Origin of the sequence: Kitasatospora sp. MAA19 (assembly GCF_029894125.1) — a bacterium.
In the GTDB taxonomy this organism is placed as follows: Bacteria; Actinomycetota; Actinomycetes; order Streptomycetales; family Streptomycetaceae; genus Kitasatospora.
In genome coordinates this window covers 64,688-79,600 of sequence record NZ_JARXYZ010000013.1, presented here as the reverse complement: position 1 = coordinate 79,600, position 14,913 = coordinate 64,688, and the positions used below count along the sequence as shown (strand labels likewise).

At 75.5% G+C, this 14,913-nt stretch carries 15 protein-coding genes; 4 read left to right on the top strand and 11 right to left on the bottom strand.

Annotation, left to right across the window (positions count from 1 at the left end):
• Positions 1–6: 6 nt before the first annotated feature.
• The 7 genes from P3T27_RS20970 to P3T27_RS20940 form a co-directional block, all read right to left on the bottom strand.
• Positions 7–1,263, bottom strand: a complete 1,257-nt coding sequence (locus P3T27_RS20970; protein WP_280680626.1) for a beta-ketoacyl-[acyl-carrier-protein] synthase family protein — start codon at positions 1,261–1,263, stop codon at positions 7–9.
• 73 nt (positions 1,264–1,336) lie between these two features.
• The gene (locus P3T27_RS20965) at positions 1,337–2,959 is read right to left on the bottom strand and encodes a class I adenylate-forming enzyme family protein (RefSeq protein ID WP_280680625.1); all 1,623 of its coding nucleotides are present in this window, start codon (positions 2,957–2,959) and stop codon (positions 1,337–1,339) included.
• 229 nt (positions 2,960–3,188) lie between these two features.
• Positions 3,189–3,782, bottom strand: coding sequence for a hypothetical protein (locus P3T27_RS20960; protein WP_280680624.1), 594 nt, complete (start codon positions 3,780–3,782; stop codon positions 3,189–3,191).
• A 61-nt stretch (positions 3,783–3,843) separates the two neighbouring features.
• Positions 3,844–4,992 carry a beta-ketoacyl synthase N-terminal-like domain-containing protein gene (locus P3T27_RS20955; RefSeq protein ID WP_280680623.1) on the bottom strand — a complete coding sequence of 383 codons (1,149 nt, stop codon included), beginning with the start codon at positions 4,990–4,992 and terminating at the stop codon, positions 3,844–3,846.
• Positions 4,989–5,243, bottom strand: coding sequence for an acyl carrier protein (locus P3T27_RS20950; RefSeq protein WP_280680622.1), 255 nt, complete (start codon positions 5,241–5,243; stop codon positions 4,989–4,991). The genes P3T27_RS20955 and P3T27_RS20950 overlap by 4 nt, the downstream gene beginning before the upstream one ends.
• Positions 5,240–5,512 (bottom strand): acyl carrier protein, encoded by a 273-nt coding sequence (locus P3T27_RS20945; protein ID WP_280680621.1) that lies wholly within the window; start codon positions 5,510–5,512, stop codon positions 5,240–5,242. The genes P3T27_RS20950 and P3T27_RS20945 overlap by 4 nt, the downstream gene beginning before the upstream one ends.
• Before the next feature lie 61 nt (positions 5,513–5,573).
• Positions 5,574–7,010: a fatty acid--CoA ligase family protein gene (locus P3T27_RS20940; protein ID WP_280680620.1), complete on the bottom strand. Its 1,437-nt coding sequence runs from the start codon at positions 7,008–7,010 to the stop codon at positions 5,574–5,576.
• Between the two features lie 175 nt (positions 7,011–7,185).
• Between P3T27_RS20940 and P3T27_RS20935 the strand changes: the two genes are divergently transcribed.
• The 4 genes from P3T27_RS20935 (at position 7,186) to P3T27_RS20920 (ending at position 11,417) form a co-directional block, all read left to right on the top strand.
• The gene (locus P3T27_RS20935; RefSeq protein WP_280680619.1) at positions 7,186–8,286 is read left to right on the top strand and encodes an alpha-hydroxy acid oxidase; all 1,101 of its coding nucleotides are present in this window, start codon (positions 7,186–7,188) and stop codon (positions 8,284–8,286) included.
• A gap of 49 nt (positions 8,287–8,335) precedes the next feature.
• On the top strand, positions 8,336–9,112 hold the full coding sequence (locus P3T27_RS20930; RefSeq protein ID WP_280680618.1) for a methyltransferase domain-containing protein: 777 nt from the start codon (positions 8,336–8,338) through the stop codon (positions 9,110–9,112).
• Between the two features lie 74 nt (positions 9,113–9,186).
• Positions 9,187–10,122, top strand: coding sequence for an alpha/beta hydrolase (locus P3T27_RS20925; RefSeq protein WP_280680617.1), 936 nt, complete (start codon positions 9,187–9,189; stop codon positions 10,120–10,122).
• Positions 10,119–11,417, top strand: coding sequence for a PLP-dependent aminotransferase family protein (locus P3T27_RS20920; RefSeq protein WP_280680616.1), 1,299 nt, complete (start codon positions 10,119–10,121; stop codon positions 11,415–11,417). Before P3T27_RS20925 ends, P3T27_RS20920 begins: the two co-directional genes overlap by 4 nt.
• Positions 11,418–11,487: 70 nt before the next feature.
• Here P3T27_RS20920 and P3T27_RS20915 read toward each other — a convergent pair whose 3' ends face one another.
• The 4 genes from P3T27_RS20915 to P3T27_RS20900 form a co-directional block, all read right to left on the bottom strand.
• The gene (locus P3T27_RS20915) at positions 11,488–12,252 is read right to left on the bottom strand and encodes an ABC transporter permease (RefSeq protein ID WP_280680615.1); all 765 of its coding nucleotides are present in this window, start codon (positions 12,250–12,252) and stop codon (positions 11,488–11,490) included.
• A gap of 22 nt (positions 12,253–12,274) precedes the next feature.
• Positions 12,275–13,249, bottom strand: a complete 975-nt coding sequence (locus tag P3T27_RS20910) for an ATP-binding cassette domain-containing protein (protein ID WP_280680614.1) — start codon at positions 13,247–13,249, stop codon at positions 12,275–12,277.
• A gap of 148 nt (positions 13,250–13,397) precedes the next feature.
• A complete protein-coding gene (locus tag P3T27_RS20905; protein ID WP_280680613.1) occupies positions 13,398–14,600 on the bottom strand; it encodes a glycosyltransferase in 1,203 nt (400 codons plus the stop codon).
• Positions 14,597–14,896 carry a hypothetical protein gene (locus P3T27_RS20900; RefSeq protein WP_280680612.1) on the bottom strand — a complete coding sequence of 100 codons (300 nt, stop codon included), beginning with the start codon at positions 14,894–14,896 and terminating at the stop codon, positions 14,597–14,599. The genes P3T27_RS20905 and P3T27_RS20900 overlap by 4 nt, the downstream gene beginning before the upstream one ends.
• Positions 14,897–14,913 lie beyond the last annotated feature (17 nt).

Here is a 14,913-nt window from a genome sequence, read left to right as displayed (position 1 = left end):
GGCGCGCTACTTGGCGGCCCGGGTGGAGGCCGGACCGAGGATCAGGCTGAGGTTGTGGCCGCCGAAGGCGAAGGCGTTGCTCAGCGCGGCGCGCACCGGTGCGGACCGGGCCCCGCCCCGGATGTGGTCCAGGTCGCAGGCCGGGTCGGGGGCGGTCAGGTTGAGTGTCGGCGGCAGCGTCCCCCTCGCCACCGCCAGGGCGGTCACCACCGCCTCCAACGCGCCTGCGGCGCCCAGGAGATGGCCGGTGGCGCCCTTGGTGGAGCTGACCGCGGGCGGGTGCGCGCCGAAGACGGCGTGCAGGGCGGCGGTCTCGGCCACGTCGCCGAGCTTGGTGCCGGTGCCGTGGGCGTTCACGTAGTCGATGTCTCCCGGCGCCAGGCCCGCGTTGTCGAGTGCGGCGCGCATCGCGTCGGCGGCGCCCGCGCCGTCCGGGCGGGGCATGGTCGGGTGGTGGGCGTCGGTGGAGGCGCCCCAGCCGATGACGTCCGCGTATCCGGCGGCGCCGCGGGCGTCGGCGTGTTCGGCGCGCTCCAGGACGAGGACGGCGCTGCCCTCGCCGAGCACGAAGCCGTTGCGGCGGGCGTCGAAGGGCCGGCTGGCCTGTGCCGGGTCCTCCCAACCCTGGGCGAGCGCCCGGGCGTTGGTGAAGGCGGCGGCGATGGTGGGGTGCAGCGAGGACTCGGTGCCGCCGCACACCACCACGTCCGCGTCGCCGGCCCGGATCAGCCGCAGCCCCTCGGCGACCGCCTGGGCGCCGGCCGCGCAGGCCGTCACCACGGCCGAGCTGTAGCCGCGGATCCCGTGCTTGATGGCGATCCGGGCGGTGGCCATGTTGGAGAGCATCCCCGGCAGCAGGTACGGGCTGACGCCGGGGCGGCCGCGCTCCAGCCGGCGGTGGGACTGCTGCTCGAAGGTCTCCAGCCCGCCGCCGCCGGTGGCCAGCACCACGGCGGTGCGGTGCGGGTCGACGTCCTGGCCGACGACCAGGCCGGCGTCGGCGAGTGCGTCGTCGGCCGCGGCGAGGGCGAGCAGGACGAAGCGGTCCACGCAGCGGGTCTCGGTGGGCGGCAGCACCTCCCGGCCGTCCACGGCGGGGGCGATCCCGGCGGCGGGCAGCCAGCCGTGCGCGGCGTGGCCCTCGGGGACGGCGGACAGCCCGGAGCGCCCGGCGGTCAGCGCGTCGAACACCTCGGCGGGCTCGCGGCCGAGCGGTGAGACCAGGCCGAGGCCGGTGACGACGGCCCCCTCGCGGCGGCTCATGCGCCCACCCCGCTGCGCCCGGCGGTCGGTCGGCGCACCGCGCGGCTGCCGGGGGCGACCTCGTCGTGCCCCGTCATCGGGCACCGGCCGCGGCGTCGAGGTAGCGCTGGCGCAGCAGCACCTTGCGGACCTTGCCGGTGGGGCCGAGCGGGATGTCGTCCCCGGAGACGACCAGCACCTGGCGCACGGTCGCGGCGGCGGCCTCCTCCAGGGCGGCGATGACGTCCTTGGTCCGGTCGGCGGCCGGGTCGGCGTCGGCGGCGAGGATCAGCAGCACGTCGGTGACCACGCGCTCGCCGTCCCGGACGGCGACCACGGTGCAGTCCGCCACGTCCGGGCGGGCGGCCAGTACCCGCTCCTCCGACATGGCGGTGAACAGCCGCTTGCCGTCGCCGAGTTCGACCGAGTCCATGGCCCGGTCGACGTGGTAGTAGTAGCCCTCCTCGTCCCGGTACATCAGGTCGCCGGTGAGGAAGCGGCCGCGGATCCTGGTGCGGAAGGTGGTCGCCGAGTCGTTCCAGTAGCCGAGTGCCAGGGTCGGTGAGGAGGTGGCGAGTTCGCCGACCTCGCCGGGCCCGAGCGGCTCGCCGTCGGGGCCGACCACCTCGCAGTCGACGAAGGCGTGCGGGCGGCCGACGCAGCGCCCGTAGCGCTCGGTGCCGGGGCCGTGGGTGATGAAGAAGTGCGAGTGGCCCATCTCGGTGGAGCCCAGGCCGTCCACGAACAGCGAACCCGGCGTGCGGACCCGGCCCTCGCGGGTGACGGACTCCCGGCTGCCGGTGGCGATCAGGCGGCGGATGTGCACCTCGTGCGCGCAGTCGCCGGTGTTCCACCACAGTGCGACGGTGTCCAGCTCCCGGGCGGCGAGGTCGTGGTGGGCGAGTTCGGCCCAGGTGGCGGCGAAGCCGATCACGCCGGTGGGCCGCCACTGCTCGATCGCGTCCAGTACTCCGGCGCCGGACTGCCGTGACAGCACGGCGAGTTCGGTGTGCGAGCTGAGCGCGAGGTTGAGCGCGATCAGGGTGGCGGCGTGTGGCGCGGGCAGGGCGCTGAGCATCCGGTCCTGGCCCTGCGGGCGGGGCAGCCGCAGCCGGTGGCGGATAGCCGCGTACAGGCTGGCGTGCGAGTGGACGACGGCCTTCGGCATCCCGGTGGTGCCGGAGGAGTGGGTGATCGCCACCGGGTCGCCGGACCAGTGCCGGTACGGCTCCGGGGCGGCCTGCGGGTCGCCGGAACCGAGCGTGCCGATCTCGGGCAGCAGTGGCGCGCCGACCTCGTGCCCGGCCAGTGCGGCCAGGCGGGCCGGGTCGGCGAGGACGCCGACGGCGCCGAGGCGGGCGATGTAGCGGGCGGCGCGCTCGCCGTCCACGTTGGGGTTGAGCAGCGCGGGGATGGCGCCGAGCCGGGTCAGGGCGAGGAAGGAGAGCACGTGGTCGGCGGCGTCGCCCGCGTAGACCACCACCGGGTCGCGCCGGGTGATGCCGAGGGCGTGCAGGGCGGCGGCGCGGGCCCGGACGGCGCGGTCGAGCTCGCGCAGGGTGAGGGGCTGCCAGGCGGGGTGGCCGTCCACCGGGGTGTCGAAGGTCAGCAGCGGCTCGTCCAGGCCGAGGCCGAGCGCGAGCCGGGCGGTCAGGACGTTGCCGGCGCCCACGTCGGGGTCGTCCGCGAGCAGGGAGCGGACACTGCGGATGGTCACGGGGGTGGATCCCTCCATCGGGGCCGGGGGCGGCCCGGGCGGCTGATCGGGTGGCGTGGGTCGGGCGGCCGCGCGGGCGGCGAAGGGCGTCGACGGGTGCGACGCAGGTGGCGATGGGAGCCGTCGACGGGGTCGTCAGGTGCGACGGGGGCCGGTGCTGGTCTGCCGGGTGCGGCTGCTTCAGGCGTCGGGCCTCACCAGTGGGGACGGCCGGTGGCGGTCGGCCGGTTCAGCCGGTGACCAGGACGGCCACCGCGTGGCCGCCGTCCTCTCCCTGTTCGGCGGCGATGACCAGCACCCGGTCGGCGTCGCCGTCCGCGAGGAGCAGCGCCGCGAGGTCGAGTGCGTCCTGCGGTACCCGTCCAGGGACGGTCCGCGCGGGGCTGATCGCCACGACGGGGCCGGTCAGGCCCCAGCGGGCGGCGATGTGCCCGAGGACGGCGTTGGGGTTGGACCGGAAGAACAGCAGCGGTGCCGGCCGCCGTCCGGGTTCGGCGCTCTGGTCGATGGCCCGTGCGGTGGCGCGGTCGCCGTCGGAGCTGGCGAGCAGCAGTGCGGTCCGTCCGGGGGCGGGCGGGGCGCCGTGGTGGGCGCGCAGGCAGCGGTCGGCGGTGTCGGCGACCAGCGGGTTGAAGCCGGAGGCGGCGAAGCCGGGCAGCGGTGGCGGTGGGCCCGCCAGGCCGGGGTCGGGTCGGCGGGCCTCGGCGAGGACCCGCAGGCCGGCGGCGGCGACGGCGTCGGTGGGTGTGACGTCGGTGGGTGTGGCGCCGGTGCGTGCGGCGTCGGTGGGTGTGTCGTCGGTGCGTGCGGTGTCGGTGGTCATCGTGTGGGTGCCGGGGTACGGGGTCGGTGCCGTCGGACGGCGGGCGGGGTCCGGTGGCCGGTCATGCGGGGGCCACCAGCAGGGCGGTGTTGGCGCCGCCGAAGGCGGAGTTGAGGCTGAGTGCGTAGCGGGGGCGGGCGGCGCGGGGGCCGTCCAGGACGAGGTCCAGGCCGACGTCCGGGTCCGGGCCGAGCCAGCTGGCGTTGACGGGGAGCAGTCCGGTGCCCAACGCGCCGATGGTGACGGCGAGTTCGAGCAGGGCGGAAGCCTCCAGGGCGTGTCCGTGCACGGACTTGCTGGAACTGACCGGGAGTTCGGCGAGGTGCCGGCCGAACACCCGGCGCAGCGCGCTCGCCTCGGCCTGGTCGGCGAGGGTGGAACCGGTGCCGTTGGCGTTGACGTAGCCGATCTCGGCCGGGGCGACGTCCGCGCGGGCGAGCGCCGCCTCGACGGCCCGGGTGGCCCCGGCGCCGCCCGGTTCGGGGCGGCAGACGTGGTGGGCGTCCCCGGCCCGGCCCCAGCCGGCCAGCCGGGCGAGCACGGCGGCGCCGCGCCGTTCGGCGGCCGGGGCGGCCTCGACCAGCACGGCGGCGGCCGCGTCGCCGAGCAGGGTGCCGGTCCGACCGGCGCTGAACGGGCGCAGCTCGCCGTCCCGGGCCAGCGCGCGCCCGGCGTCGAAGACGGCGAACACGCCCGGCTCGACCAGGTGCCCGGCCGCGACCAGGACCCGTTCGTGCCGCCCGGCGGCGACCAGCGCCGCGGCGTCCGCGACGGCGGTCGCGGCCGCCACGCAGGCGCCGGTGTACACCCGGGTGACCCCGGCGGTGCCCCAGGTGGCGCGGACGCCGGCGGCCACCGCGTCGGTGGTGCTCCGGGTCCGCTCGTCGCTGTGCAGGGCGAGCAGGACAGGTGTGCGCGCGCCGTCGGCGGCGGTCAGCCCGGCCTGGCGGCAGGCCTGGCCGACGGCGTCGAGCACCGCGCGGGCCAGCGGGAAGGTGGGGGCGAGCGGCACGTCGTCGGGGAGCAGGGCGGCCCGGGTGGTGCGGCGGGCGCCCACGTCGAAGCGGGTGACCGGGCCGAACGCGGTCCTGCCGTGGGCGGTGGCCTCGGTCAACGGGCCGAGCCCGCGCCCGGCGGAGCTGAGCACACCGAGCCCGGTGACCACCGGCCGGCCGCGCGGCCGGTGCGCGGATGACGTGCTGCCGGTCATGGCCGTGCGCCCGCTCGTTCGGCCAGGACGGCCGCGCGCAGCAGCTCGGTCGCGTCGTCGACCGTCCGGACGGCGCCGAAGCGGTCGTCGTCGAGGTCCACCTGGATGTCGTAACGCTGCTCGAACTCGGCGATGAGCCAGGTGAGTTCGAGCGAGCCGAGATCCTCGGGCAGGGTGTCGGCGGCGCGCTGCCCGAACGCCGCCAGCATCGCGCGGACCTCGGCCCGGTCGGGGAGGTCGGCGCCGGTCACGCCGCGCTGCCGGCGGGGGTGACGGCGGCGATCCGCTTGACGACGTCGGCGGTGAACTCGTCGAGCGTCATCAGCGCGGTGGTCTCCATCTCGTCCAGGTCGAACTTGATCCCGAACTCGTCCTCGACCTGCACCGACAGCTCGGCCAGCGCGAGCGATTCGAGGTCCAGTCCGGCCGGGCCGAGGTCGGTGTCCCCGGTGACCTCGGAGACGTCGTACTGCATCTCGGTCAGCGAGGCGAGGACGAACTCGCGGATGCGGTCCTGCATGGTGGTGGCTCCTTGTCGGGCGTGAACGTCGGGGCGCGAACGTCGGGGTGCGCGCGGTGGATCAGAGCGCGGCGGCCGTGGTGGTGGTGCGCAGGGCGGCCGGGTCGCGCAGGAGTTTTCCGGTGGCGGTACGGGGCAGGCGGGGCAGCAGGGCGAGTCGTCGCGGCCGCTTGTAGGCGGCGAGCCGGCGGGCCAGCCCGTCCTGGACGCGTGCCAGGTCGGCGTCGGGTTCGGTGGCCAGGTAGGCCTCGATCGCGCCGTCCTCGAAGACCACCACGGCCTCGCGGACCTCGGGCAGCGCGGTGAGCGCCTGCTCGACCTCGGTGAGGTCGACCTTGAGGCCGCCGATCGAGACCTGGGAGTCCAGCCGGCCGAGGACGCTGACCCGGCCGGTGGCCTGGTCGAGTTCGGCCGCGTCGCGGGTGTGCAGCCAGCCGTCCGACCAGCGGGTCGGGTCGTCCAGCCCGGGGTACGGCGAGGCCGCCGCGCCGATCTGCAGCTCGCCCGCGACCAGCCGCAGCCGCATCCCGTGGACGGGTCGCTTGGCCGGGTGGAGCGCGCCGGACAGATCGGTGGCGATGACCCCGGTCTCGGTCATCCCGTACATGGTGCCGAGCGGGACGCCGTAGCGGTCGGTGAACAGCGCGGGCAGGCCCGGGCGGACCAGCTCGCCCGCCACGATCATCCGCCGCAGCTGCGGCAGCGCCGGGGGAGCGACGGCGCCGGCCAGCAGCTCGGCGTGGAAGGGCACCCCGATGACGGTGGTCGGCCGGTCGCCGGCGGCGACCGCGGCGAGGATGCCCGCCGCCGTCATCCGCTCGGGCACGGTGAGCGCGACGCGAGCGTGCAGACTGTTGAGCAGTCCGCCGACCAGGCCGAGCACGTGCACGACCGAGGACAGCAGGACGACCCGCTCGCCCTCGCCGGGGAACTCCACCAGCCTGCGGTAGCAGTCGAGTTCGCGCAGCAGGTCGGCGGCCGTACGGGCGATGACCTTGGCCGGTCCGGTGGATCCGGAACTGAGCTGGATCAGCGCGTGCCCGGTGCGGGCCGGGAGCCCGTCCGGCAGTCGGACGGCCACCGGCTCCACCTCGGAGAAGCCGCGCAGAGCCGCCGCGGTCCGGTGAGCGGAGCCTACCAGCACCTGCGGGGCCAGCCGCGCCACCGCCGAGTCGACCTCGTGGTCGGTCAACCGGTGGTCGAGCAGGGCCACTTGGGCGCCGAGCCGCCAGCACGCCAGCAGCACCGCGACGAACGCCACCGAGGGTGGCAGCCGCAGCGCCGCGGTGCCGCCGGGGCCGAGTCCGGCCGCGGCGAGGTGCGCGGCCTGCTCGTCGACCAGGGCGCGCAGGGCGTCCCGATCGATCGGTGCGCCGAGATGCAGGCACTCCTCGCCTCCGGGGCCGGCCAGCAGCGACCGGTCGACCCAGGCATCCGGGGCGTCGGCGTGCGGCGGTGAGGAAGGCGGAAGTGAAGAGGGGGAAAAGCCGGTCAACACCGCTCCACAGAAGTGAGGGGATTTGACATGAACGCCGTTCACAACCAAAACGGTCAATTCCGTTGCCAGACCCTTGCACAGACGTTTGGTCAAATCAAGGTCTATACCAATGTGGCTGTTGCTCCTACGCTGCCGAACCGGGGCAGGCCCACGCGTGGCCGCCCAGGAATCGAGGATGCCCGTGGGAGAACTCACGCTGGCCGGGATCGAGCGCGCCGCACGCGCGCAACTTCCCCCGGAAATCTGGGACTTCATCGAAGGCGGCAGCGGCGCGGAACGCACCATGGCGGCGAACCGTCAGATGTTCGCACGCTATGCACTGCGCCCGCGCACGATGGTCGACGTCTCGGCCTGCTCGCCCGCGCGCACCCTGCTCGGCGCGCCGCTCGGCCTGCCGGTCGGGATCGCCCCGATGGCCTACCACCGACTGGTCGACCCGGAGGGCGAGACCGCCGCCGCGCGCGCCGCCGGCCGGGCCGGGGCCCTGCTGGTCGCCGGGATGTTCGCCAGCCGCACCCTGGAGGAGATCGCGGCCGCCGCCACCGGCCCGCTCTGGCTCCAGCTGTACTGGCTGCGCGAGCGTGCCGCGCTCGCCGCCCTGGTCGAACGCGCCGAGGCGGCCGGCTACTCCGCGCTCGTCCTGACCGTGGACGCCCCCCGGATCGGCCGCCGCCTGCGCGACCTGCGCAACGGCTTCGCGATCCCGCCCGCCGTCCGGGCGGTCAACCTGGACCCGGCCCTGATGTCCGCCAGCCACCGTGTGACCAGCGGGGGTTCGGGCATCGCCGAGCACGCCCGCGAACAGTTCGACCCCACCCTGACCTGGTCCGACCTGGACTGGCTGCGCGCCCGCACCCGGCTGCCGCTGGTCCTCAAGGGCGTGCTGACCGCCGAGGACGCCCGCCTCGCCGCCGAGCACGGCGTCGACGCCGTGGTGGTCTCCAACCACGGCGGGCGGCAACTCGACGGCGCCCTGCCCTCCCTGGCCGCCCTGCCCGAGGTGGTCGACGCCGTACCCGCCGACCTGCCGGTCCTGCTCGACGGCGGGGTGCGCACCGGCGCCGACATCGCCGTCGCCCTCGCCCTCGGCGCCCGCGCCATCCTGGTCGGCCGCCCGGTGTTCTGGGGCCTGGCCACCGAGGGGGAGGCCGGCGTGCACCGCGTCCTCGACCTGCTGCGCGAGGAACTGGAACACACCATGGCCCTGTTGGGCCGTCCCCGGCTCGCGGACCTGGACCGCACCGTCCTCGCCCCCTGGCCCGGTCCGGTCGGCTGAACCGCGCACCGCCCGCAGCACGTTCCACGTTCTAGATGGAGAACACCGGATGACCGAACAGAACGACCCCTTCCCCGGCTGGGACTGGGACGACCCCGACGGCCTCGCCACCCGCCTGGACGCCTTCAGCGCGCAGGTCGCCACCTGCGACACGCTCGAAGCGCACCCCGGCGGGCTGCCGCGCGACCACGCCGGATTTCGCGAACTCGGCCTCACCGGCATCGAGTTCGCCGCCTTCCGGACCGCGCACCCGGAAGGCCTCGGCACCGACGTCGCCACCCTGCAGGGCCCCGGGGCCGCCACCGAACCCGGCACCCTCTACCGGGTCGACGGCGTCCGCTGGTTCACCCAGCTCGACATCGGCCGGCCGCTGCCCTTCGCCGACGCCAGCGTCGACTGGGTCTACGCCGAGCACCTGATCGAGCACGTCACCATGCCCGTCGCGGTCGGCTGGCTGCGCGAGGCCCGCCGCGTCCTGCGCCCCGGCGGCGTGCTGCGCCTGACCACCCCGGACCTGGCCCGCTACCTGGTCGGCTACGCCACCGGCGACAACTTCCTCGCCAAGCACCGCCGCCGCCTCTCCACGCTCGGCTTCGGCCCGCCGATGCCCGCCCGCCCGGCCTTCCTGGTCAACCAGATCTTCCGCCACTACGGGCACCAGTGGATCTACGACCTGGACGAGCTGCGGCACGTCCTCACCCTCGCCGGCTTCGAACCCGGGCAGATCCGCCACTGCGCCTACCGCCAGGGCGCCCGCCCCGACGTCGCCGACCTCGACACCGCGTTCCGCACCGACGAGACCGTCTACGTCGAAGCCGACCGCTGAGCCGGGGCCCGTCCGGCACGATCGGCCGGACGGGCCACCGGCCGCCGCCACCTCCGTACCGAACGGGACCACCCATGCCCCTGCACCCCCAGGCCGAGGCCCTGCGCGCCCGGCGCGCGAGCAGCGGCGCACCGCCGCTCTACTCCCTCACCCTGGCCGAGGCCCGGGCCGCCGACCTCGCCGACATCCGCGCCGCGGCCGGCCGCCCCGAGCCGGTCGCCGCCGTCGAGGAACACCGCATCCCCGGCCCCGGCGGCGAACTCGCCCTGCGGCTCTACCGGCCCGAACCGCCCGGCCGCCCACTGCCCGCCCTGCTCTACCTCTTCGGCGGCGGCTGGGCCCTCGGCTCGCCCGACACCAGCGACGCGATCTGCCGCCGGCTGACCAACGCGGTCGGCTGCGTCACCGCCTCCGTCGGCTACCGGCTCGCCCCCGAACACCCCTTCCCCGCCGCCGTCCACGACTGCCGCGCCGCGCTCTCCTGGCTCGCCGCACACGCGGGCGAGCTCGGCGTCGACCCCGACCGGCTCGCCGTCGGCGGCGACAGTGCCGGCGGCAACCTCGCCGCCGCCCTCACCCTGATCGCCCGCGACGAGGACGGCCCGGCCCTGCGCCACCAGCTGCTCGTCTACCCCAACACCGACCACGGCGCCGACACCCCCTCGCTGCGCGAGCACGACGACCCGCTGCTCTTCAACCGTCGTTCGGTGGCCTGGTACTGGGGCCACTACCTGGCCGACCCCGCCGACGGCGCCCACCCGCACGCCTCCCCGCTGCGCGCCCCCGACCTGGCCGGCCTGCCGCCCGCGACCGTCATCACCGCCGAGTACGACCCGCTGCGCGACGAGGGCGAGCAGTACGCGGAGGCGCTGCGCGCGGCCGGCGTCCCGGTGGAGACCCGCCGCTACGCCGGGATGCCGCACGGCTTCTTCGCCATGACCGGCACCCTGGACGCGGCCGCCGACGCCCAGCGCCACGCCGCCGAGCGGCTGCGCGAGGCCCTGCGGTGAGCGCGCCCGAACCCCTGCCCCTGGCCGATCTGCACGCGAGCCTGGCCGACCCGCTGCTGGACGCGATGACCTTCCTCAACGAGGTCACCACCCGCTACCCCGACGCGGTCTCCTTCGCCCCCGGCCGCCCCTACGAGGGCTTCTTCGACCCCGAGGACGTCCCCGGCTACCTGGACACCTACCTCGCCCACCTGGCGGCGCGCGGCCACGACCGGGACGCCGTACGCACCGCGCTGTTCCAGTACGGCCCCACCAAGGGGATCATCGCCGACCTGGTCGCCCGCACCCTCGCCAACGACGAGGGCCTGGCCGTGGCCCCCGAGGCCCTGGTGCTCACCGTCGGTGCCCAGGAGGGCATGCTGCTCACCCTGCGCGCGCTGTGCGCCGGCCCGGACGACGTCCTGCTGGTCAGCTCGCCCTGCTACGTCGGCGTCACCGGCGCCGCCCGGCTGCTCGACCTGACCACCCTCCCGGTCCCCGAGGGCCCGGGAGGCGGCCCCGACCCGGAGGCCGTCCGCGCCGCCGCCCGGGCCGTCCGGGCCGAGGGCCGCCGCCCGCGCGCCCTCTACGCCGTCCCGGACTTCGCCAACCCCTCGGGCACCAGCATGCCCGTCGCCGCCCGCAGCCGGCTGCTGGACGCGGCCGCCGCGGAGGGCCTGCTCGTCATCGAGGACAACCCGTACGGCTTCTTCGCCCGCGACCCGGGGGAGCGGCCGACGCTCAAGGCGCTGGACCGCCGCCGCCAGGTGGTCTACCTGGGCTCCTTCGCCAAGACCTGCCTCCCCGGCGCCCGCCTCGGCTACGTCGTGGCCGACCAGGAGGTGGCCGCCCCCGGCGGGCGGCGCACCCTGCTGGCGGACGAACTGGCCAAGCTGAAGAGCATGACGACGGTCAACACGCCCGCGCTCAGCCAGGCCGTCATCGGCGGCATGCTGCTGCGCCACGACTGCCGGCTGCGGGAGGCCAACGCGCCTGCTACGACCCACTACGCGGCCGGCCTGGACACCCTGCTGCGCGAGTTGGACCGGCACTTCCCGGCCTCCGAGCGGCGCCGTCTGGGGGTGTCCTGGAACCGGCCCGAGGGCGGCTTCTTCGCGGTGCTGACCGTCCCGTTCGCCGCCGACGACGCGGCGATGGAGCGCTGCGCCCGCGGGTACGGGGTGCTGTGGACGCCGATGGCGCCGTTCTACCCGGCGGGCGGCGGCGAGCACCGGCTCCGGCTCTCGATCAGCTCTCTGACCCAGGCTCAGATCGTCGACGGGGTGGCCAAGTTGGCGGCCTTCATCACCGCCTGAGCGGCGCACGGCGCGGAGCGGAGGGGCCCGGCTCACGAGCCGGGCCCCTCCGCTCCGCGCCCGTGGTGCCTCAGCGCACCCGGGTGGAGAACAGCCGGGCGGACCAGTACACCGACAGGACCGTCATCACCACGACGACCAGCAGGCCCTGCCAGACCGAGCTGTCCCCGACATGGCCGGAGAACAGCGCGCGCATGCCCTCCACCGCCCAGTAGAAGGGGTTCCACCTGGCGGTCTGCTGCAGCCAGTGCGGCGCCAGGGTGAGCGGCAGCAGCACCCCCGACAGCAGCGCGATCGGCTGCGCGATGGTGTTCACCACCGGGGCCATCGCCGCGTCGGTCGGCACCATCAGCGCGATGCCGAAGGAGATCGCCGAGGTCATCAGCGCCAGCAGCCCGAGCAGCAGGTAGGCGAGCAGCAGGTTCAGCGGGCTCACCCGCAGACCGAACGGCAGCGCGATCAGGGTGATCAGGACGGCCTGCACCAGCAGCGCCACCATCTCCCGCAGCGCGCGCCCGAGCAGCAGCGCCAGCCGGCTCACCGGGGTCACCCGGGAGCGCTCGATGATGCCGGCCTTCAGTTCGCCGAGCAGGCTGAAACCGGTGAACAGCCCGCCGAAGATGCACAGCACCGCCAACAGGCCCGGCACGTACACCTGGTAGGCGTCGGCGTAGCTGCCGGCGCCGTCGGGTGCGAGCACCTTCTTCAACAGCGGGGCGAACAGCAGCAGGTAGAACACGGGCTGGATGATCCCGACGGCGATCCAGATCGGGGTGCGGATCATCAGCAGCACCTGGCGCTGGAAGACCAGCCAGGTGTCGCGGGCGAGCTTCATGGTCTCCCCAGGAGTGGGCGGGTCAGGACTGCTGGAGCGAGCGGCCGGTGCGGGCCAGGAACACGTCGTCCAGGCTGGGCCGTTGGAGCCGGACGGTGCCGGGTGTCACGCCGGCCCCGTCCAGGGCGCGCAGCAGCTGCGGGATGGCCGCCGCACCGTCCTCCAGGTAGAGCCGCAGTCCGTCCTCGCCCTGCACCTCCAGCCGGTGCAGGTACGGCTGCGGGCGCAGTACCTCGGCCGCCCGCTTCGCGACGCCCTCGCCGGGCTCCAGTCCGACCAGCACGACGTCGCCGGAGATCTCGCGTTTGAGCGCCTCGGGCGTGCCCTCGGCCACCACCTGGCCGTGGTCGACGATCGCCACCCGGTCGCAGAGGGCGTCGGCCTCGTCGAGGTAGTGCGTGGTGACGACGACGGTCATGCCCTCGGTGCGCAGCCGGCGGATCTCCTCCCACACGTACGCCCGGCTGGCCGGGTCCAGCCCGACCGTGGGCTCGTCCAGGAACAGCACCCGTGGCTCGTGGATGACGCCGAGCGCGATGTCCACCCGGCGGCGCTGGCCGCCGGAGTACGTGGCGCACGGACGGTCGCCGAAGTCGGCCAGGTCGAAGGCCTTGAGCGCGCCCTCGGCGGCCTGGACGGCCCGCGCCTTGGCGGCGCCGTACATCCGGGCCTGGAGGACCAGCTCCTCGCGTGCGCTGACGGTGTCGGTGGTGCCGCCGCCCTGGGCGACGTAGCCGATCCGGCGGCGCACGCCGGCCGGGTCGGTGAAGAGGTCGGCCCCGGCGATGCCGGCCCGCCCGCCGTCCGGGCGGATCAGGGTGGCCAGCATGCGCAGGGTGGTGGTCTTCCCGGCGCCGTTGGGCCCGAGGAAGCCGTAGATCTCTCCTGCGGAGACGGACAGGTCGATGCCGCGGACGGCGTCGACGGTGGGGCTCTCGCCGCTCTTGCGGGAGGTCTTCTTGCGATAGGACTTGCGCAGTCCCGTGGTCTCGATCAACCGAAACTCCCGTGCGGGGATGGGCTGCCACGGCACCCGGGGAAGGCGGTGCTCGGCACCTGCGAAGGCGGTGCTGCGCGCCACCCTAGGGTGAACCCCGGCCCGGAAACAATGGCCTAGACCAATGGACGTGTGATCTTCCGGTCTGCTAAAGGGGGGGGGCTGCTCGACGGCCCGCCGTCAGGGCGTCCGGGCGGCCCGCGGCCAGCTCCTCCAGCCGGTCCGCCGCGGTCGCCGCCCCGCCGCCCGCGCGCAGTGCCTCGCCGACCCGGACCGCGGTGCGCCGGTACCCGGTTGTGTCCAGGACGGTCCGCAGGGCCTGGGCCAGCCGCTCCGGCGTGACCCGGGCGAACGGCACCCGCAGCCCCGCCCCGGCCGTCGCCACCTGCGCCGCGACGAACGGCTGATCGTGCCGGATCGGCGCGGTCACCAGCGGCAGGCCGTGCGTCAGCGCCTCGCCCACGGTGTTCATCCCGCCGTGGCACAGCACCGCGTCCAGCGCGCCGCGCGCCATCAGCTCCAGCACCGGCGCCCGGTCCACCGCGACGGCCTGCGGCGGCAGTTCGGGCAGCAGCTCGCGCGGGGCGGCGAACACCGGCTGGACGTCGTCCCCGCACAGCTCCAGCGCCCGGGCGGCCCGGGCGTGGAAGTCCGCGCCCAGCTCGCCGGCGAGCGTGCCCATGGTGACCAGGACCCGCCGGCGCCCCGGCAGCAGCCGGTCCCACGGGAAGTGCGGATCGGCCGGTCGGGTGGCCGGCAGCACCGGGCCGACCAGCGCGTACTGCGGGGGCGGCGAGGCGTCGCCGGTCAGCGCGGGCCCGGTGGTCGCCAGCACCAGGGCGGGGGAGAAGCGCGGGTCCAGGTACTCCTGCCCGGGCAGCTTGGCGCGCTCCCACAGCCCGCGCAGCAGCCCCGTCATCCAGGCCTCCACCTGCGGCAACGCCCGGTACGGGCGGCCCAGTTCCATCGCCCCGGGGGCGAAGCTCGCCCACGGCAGGCCGTGCCGGTGGGCGACCAGCGCGCCCGCCGGGGTGTGCTGGTCGACCAGCAGGACGTCCGGCCGGAACTCCCGCACGACCGCGTCCAGCGGCTTCGCGGTGAACCGCGCGTACGGGACGATGAAGCCCTCCCAGAGCGAGCGCAGCGCGGCGAGCCCGTGCCCGCCCTGCGCCCGGAACGCCCGGGTGCCGGTGCCGAGGACGCGGGCCTCGGGGCCGAGCAGCGGGCGCAGCACCGACTCGGTTCCGGTCCAGGCGACCTCGTGTCCGCGCGCGGTCAGCTCGGCGGCGATGCCCGCCGCGGGGTTGACGTGGCCGGTCAACGGCGGCATCACCAACAGGAAACGGGTCATCGCGCATCCTCCTCGGGGAGCAGTTCCTGCAGGTCGGCGACGGTCAGCGACTCCAGCGCGGCCAGGTCCAGCCCGGTGCGCAGCCCGGCCAGGTCGGCCGTCGGGCCGAAGCGGACGCGCAGGTGCTCGGCGAGCGCGGCCAGTTCGCACTCGTCGAGCAGCAGGTCGCCGTCCAGCCGGGCGTCCGGGGTCAGCAGTTCGGCCCAGCCGGGCGGCGCCCCGGCGGCCTCGGCGATCAGCGCGACCAGCTCGGGGTGCAACGGCGCGACGGGGTGGGGCGGTTCACGGTCGGACATCAGAAGGTCTCCCACCT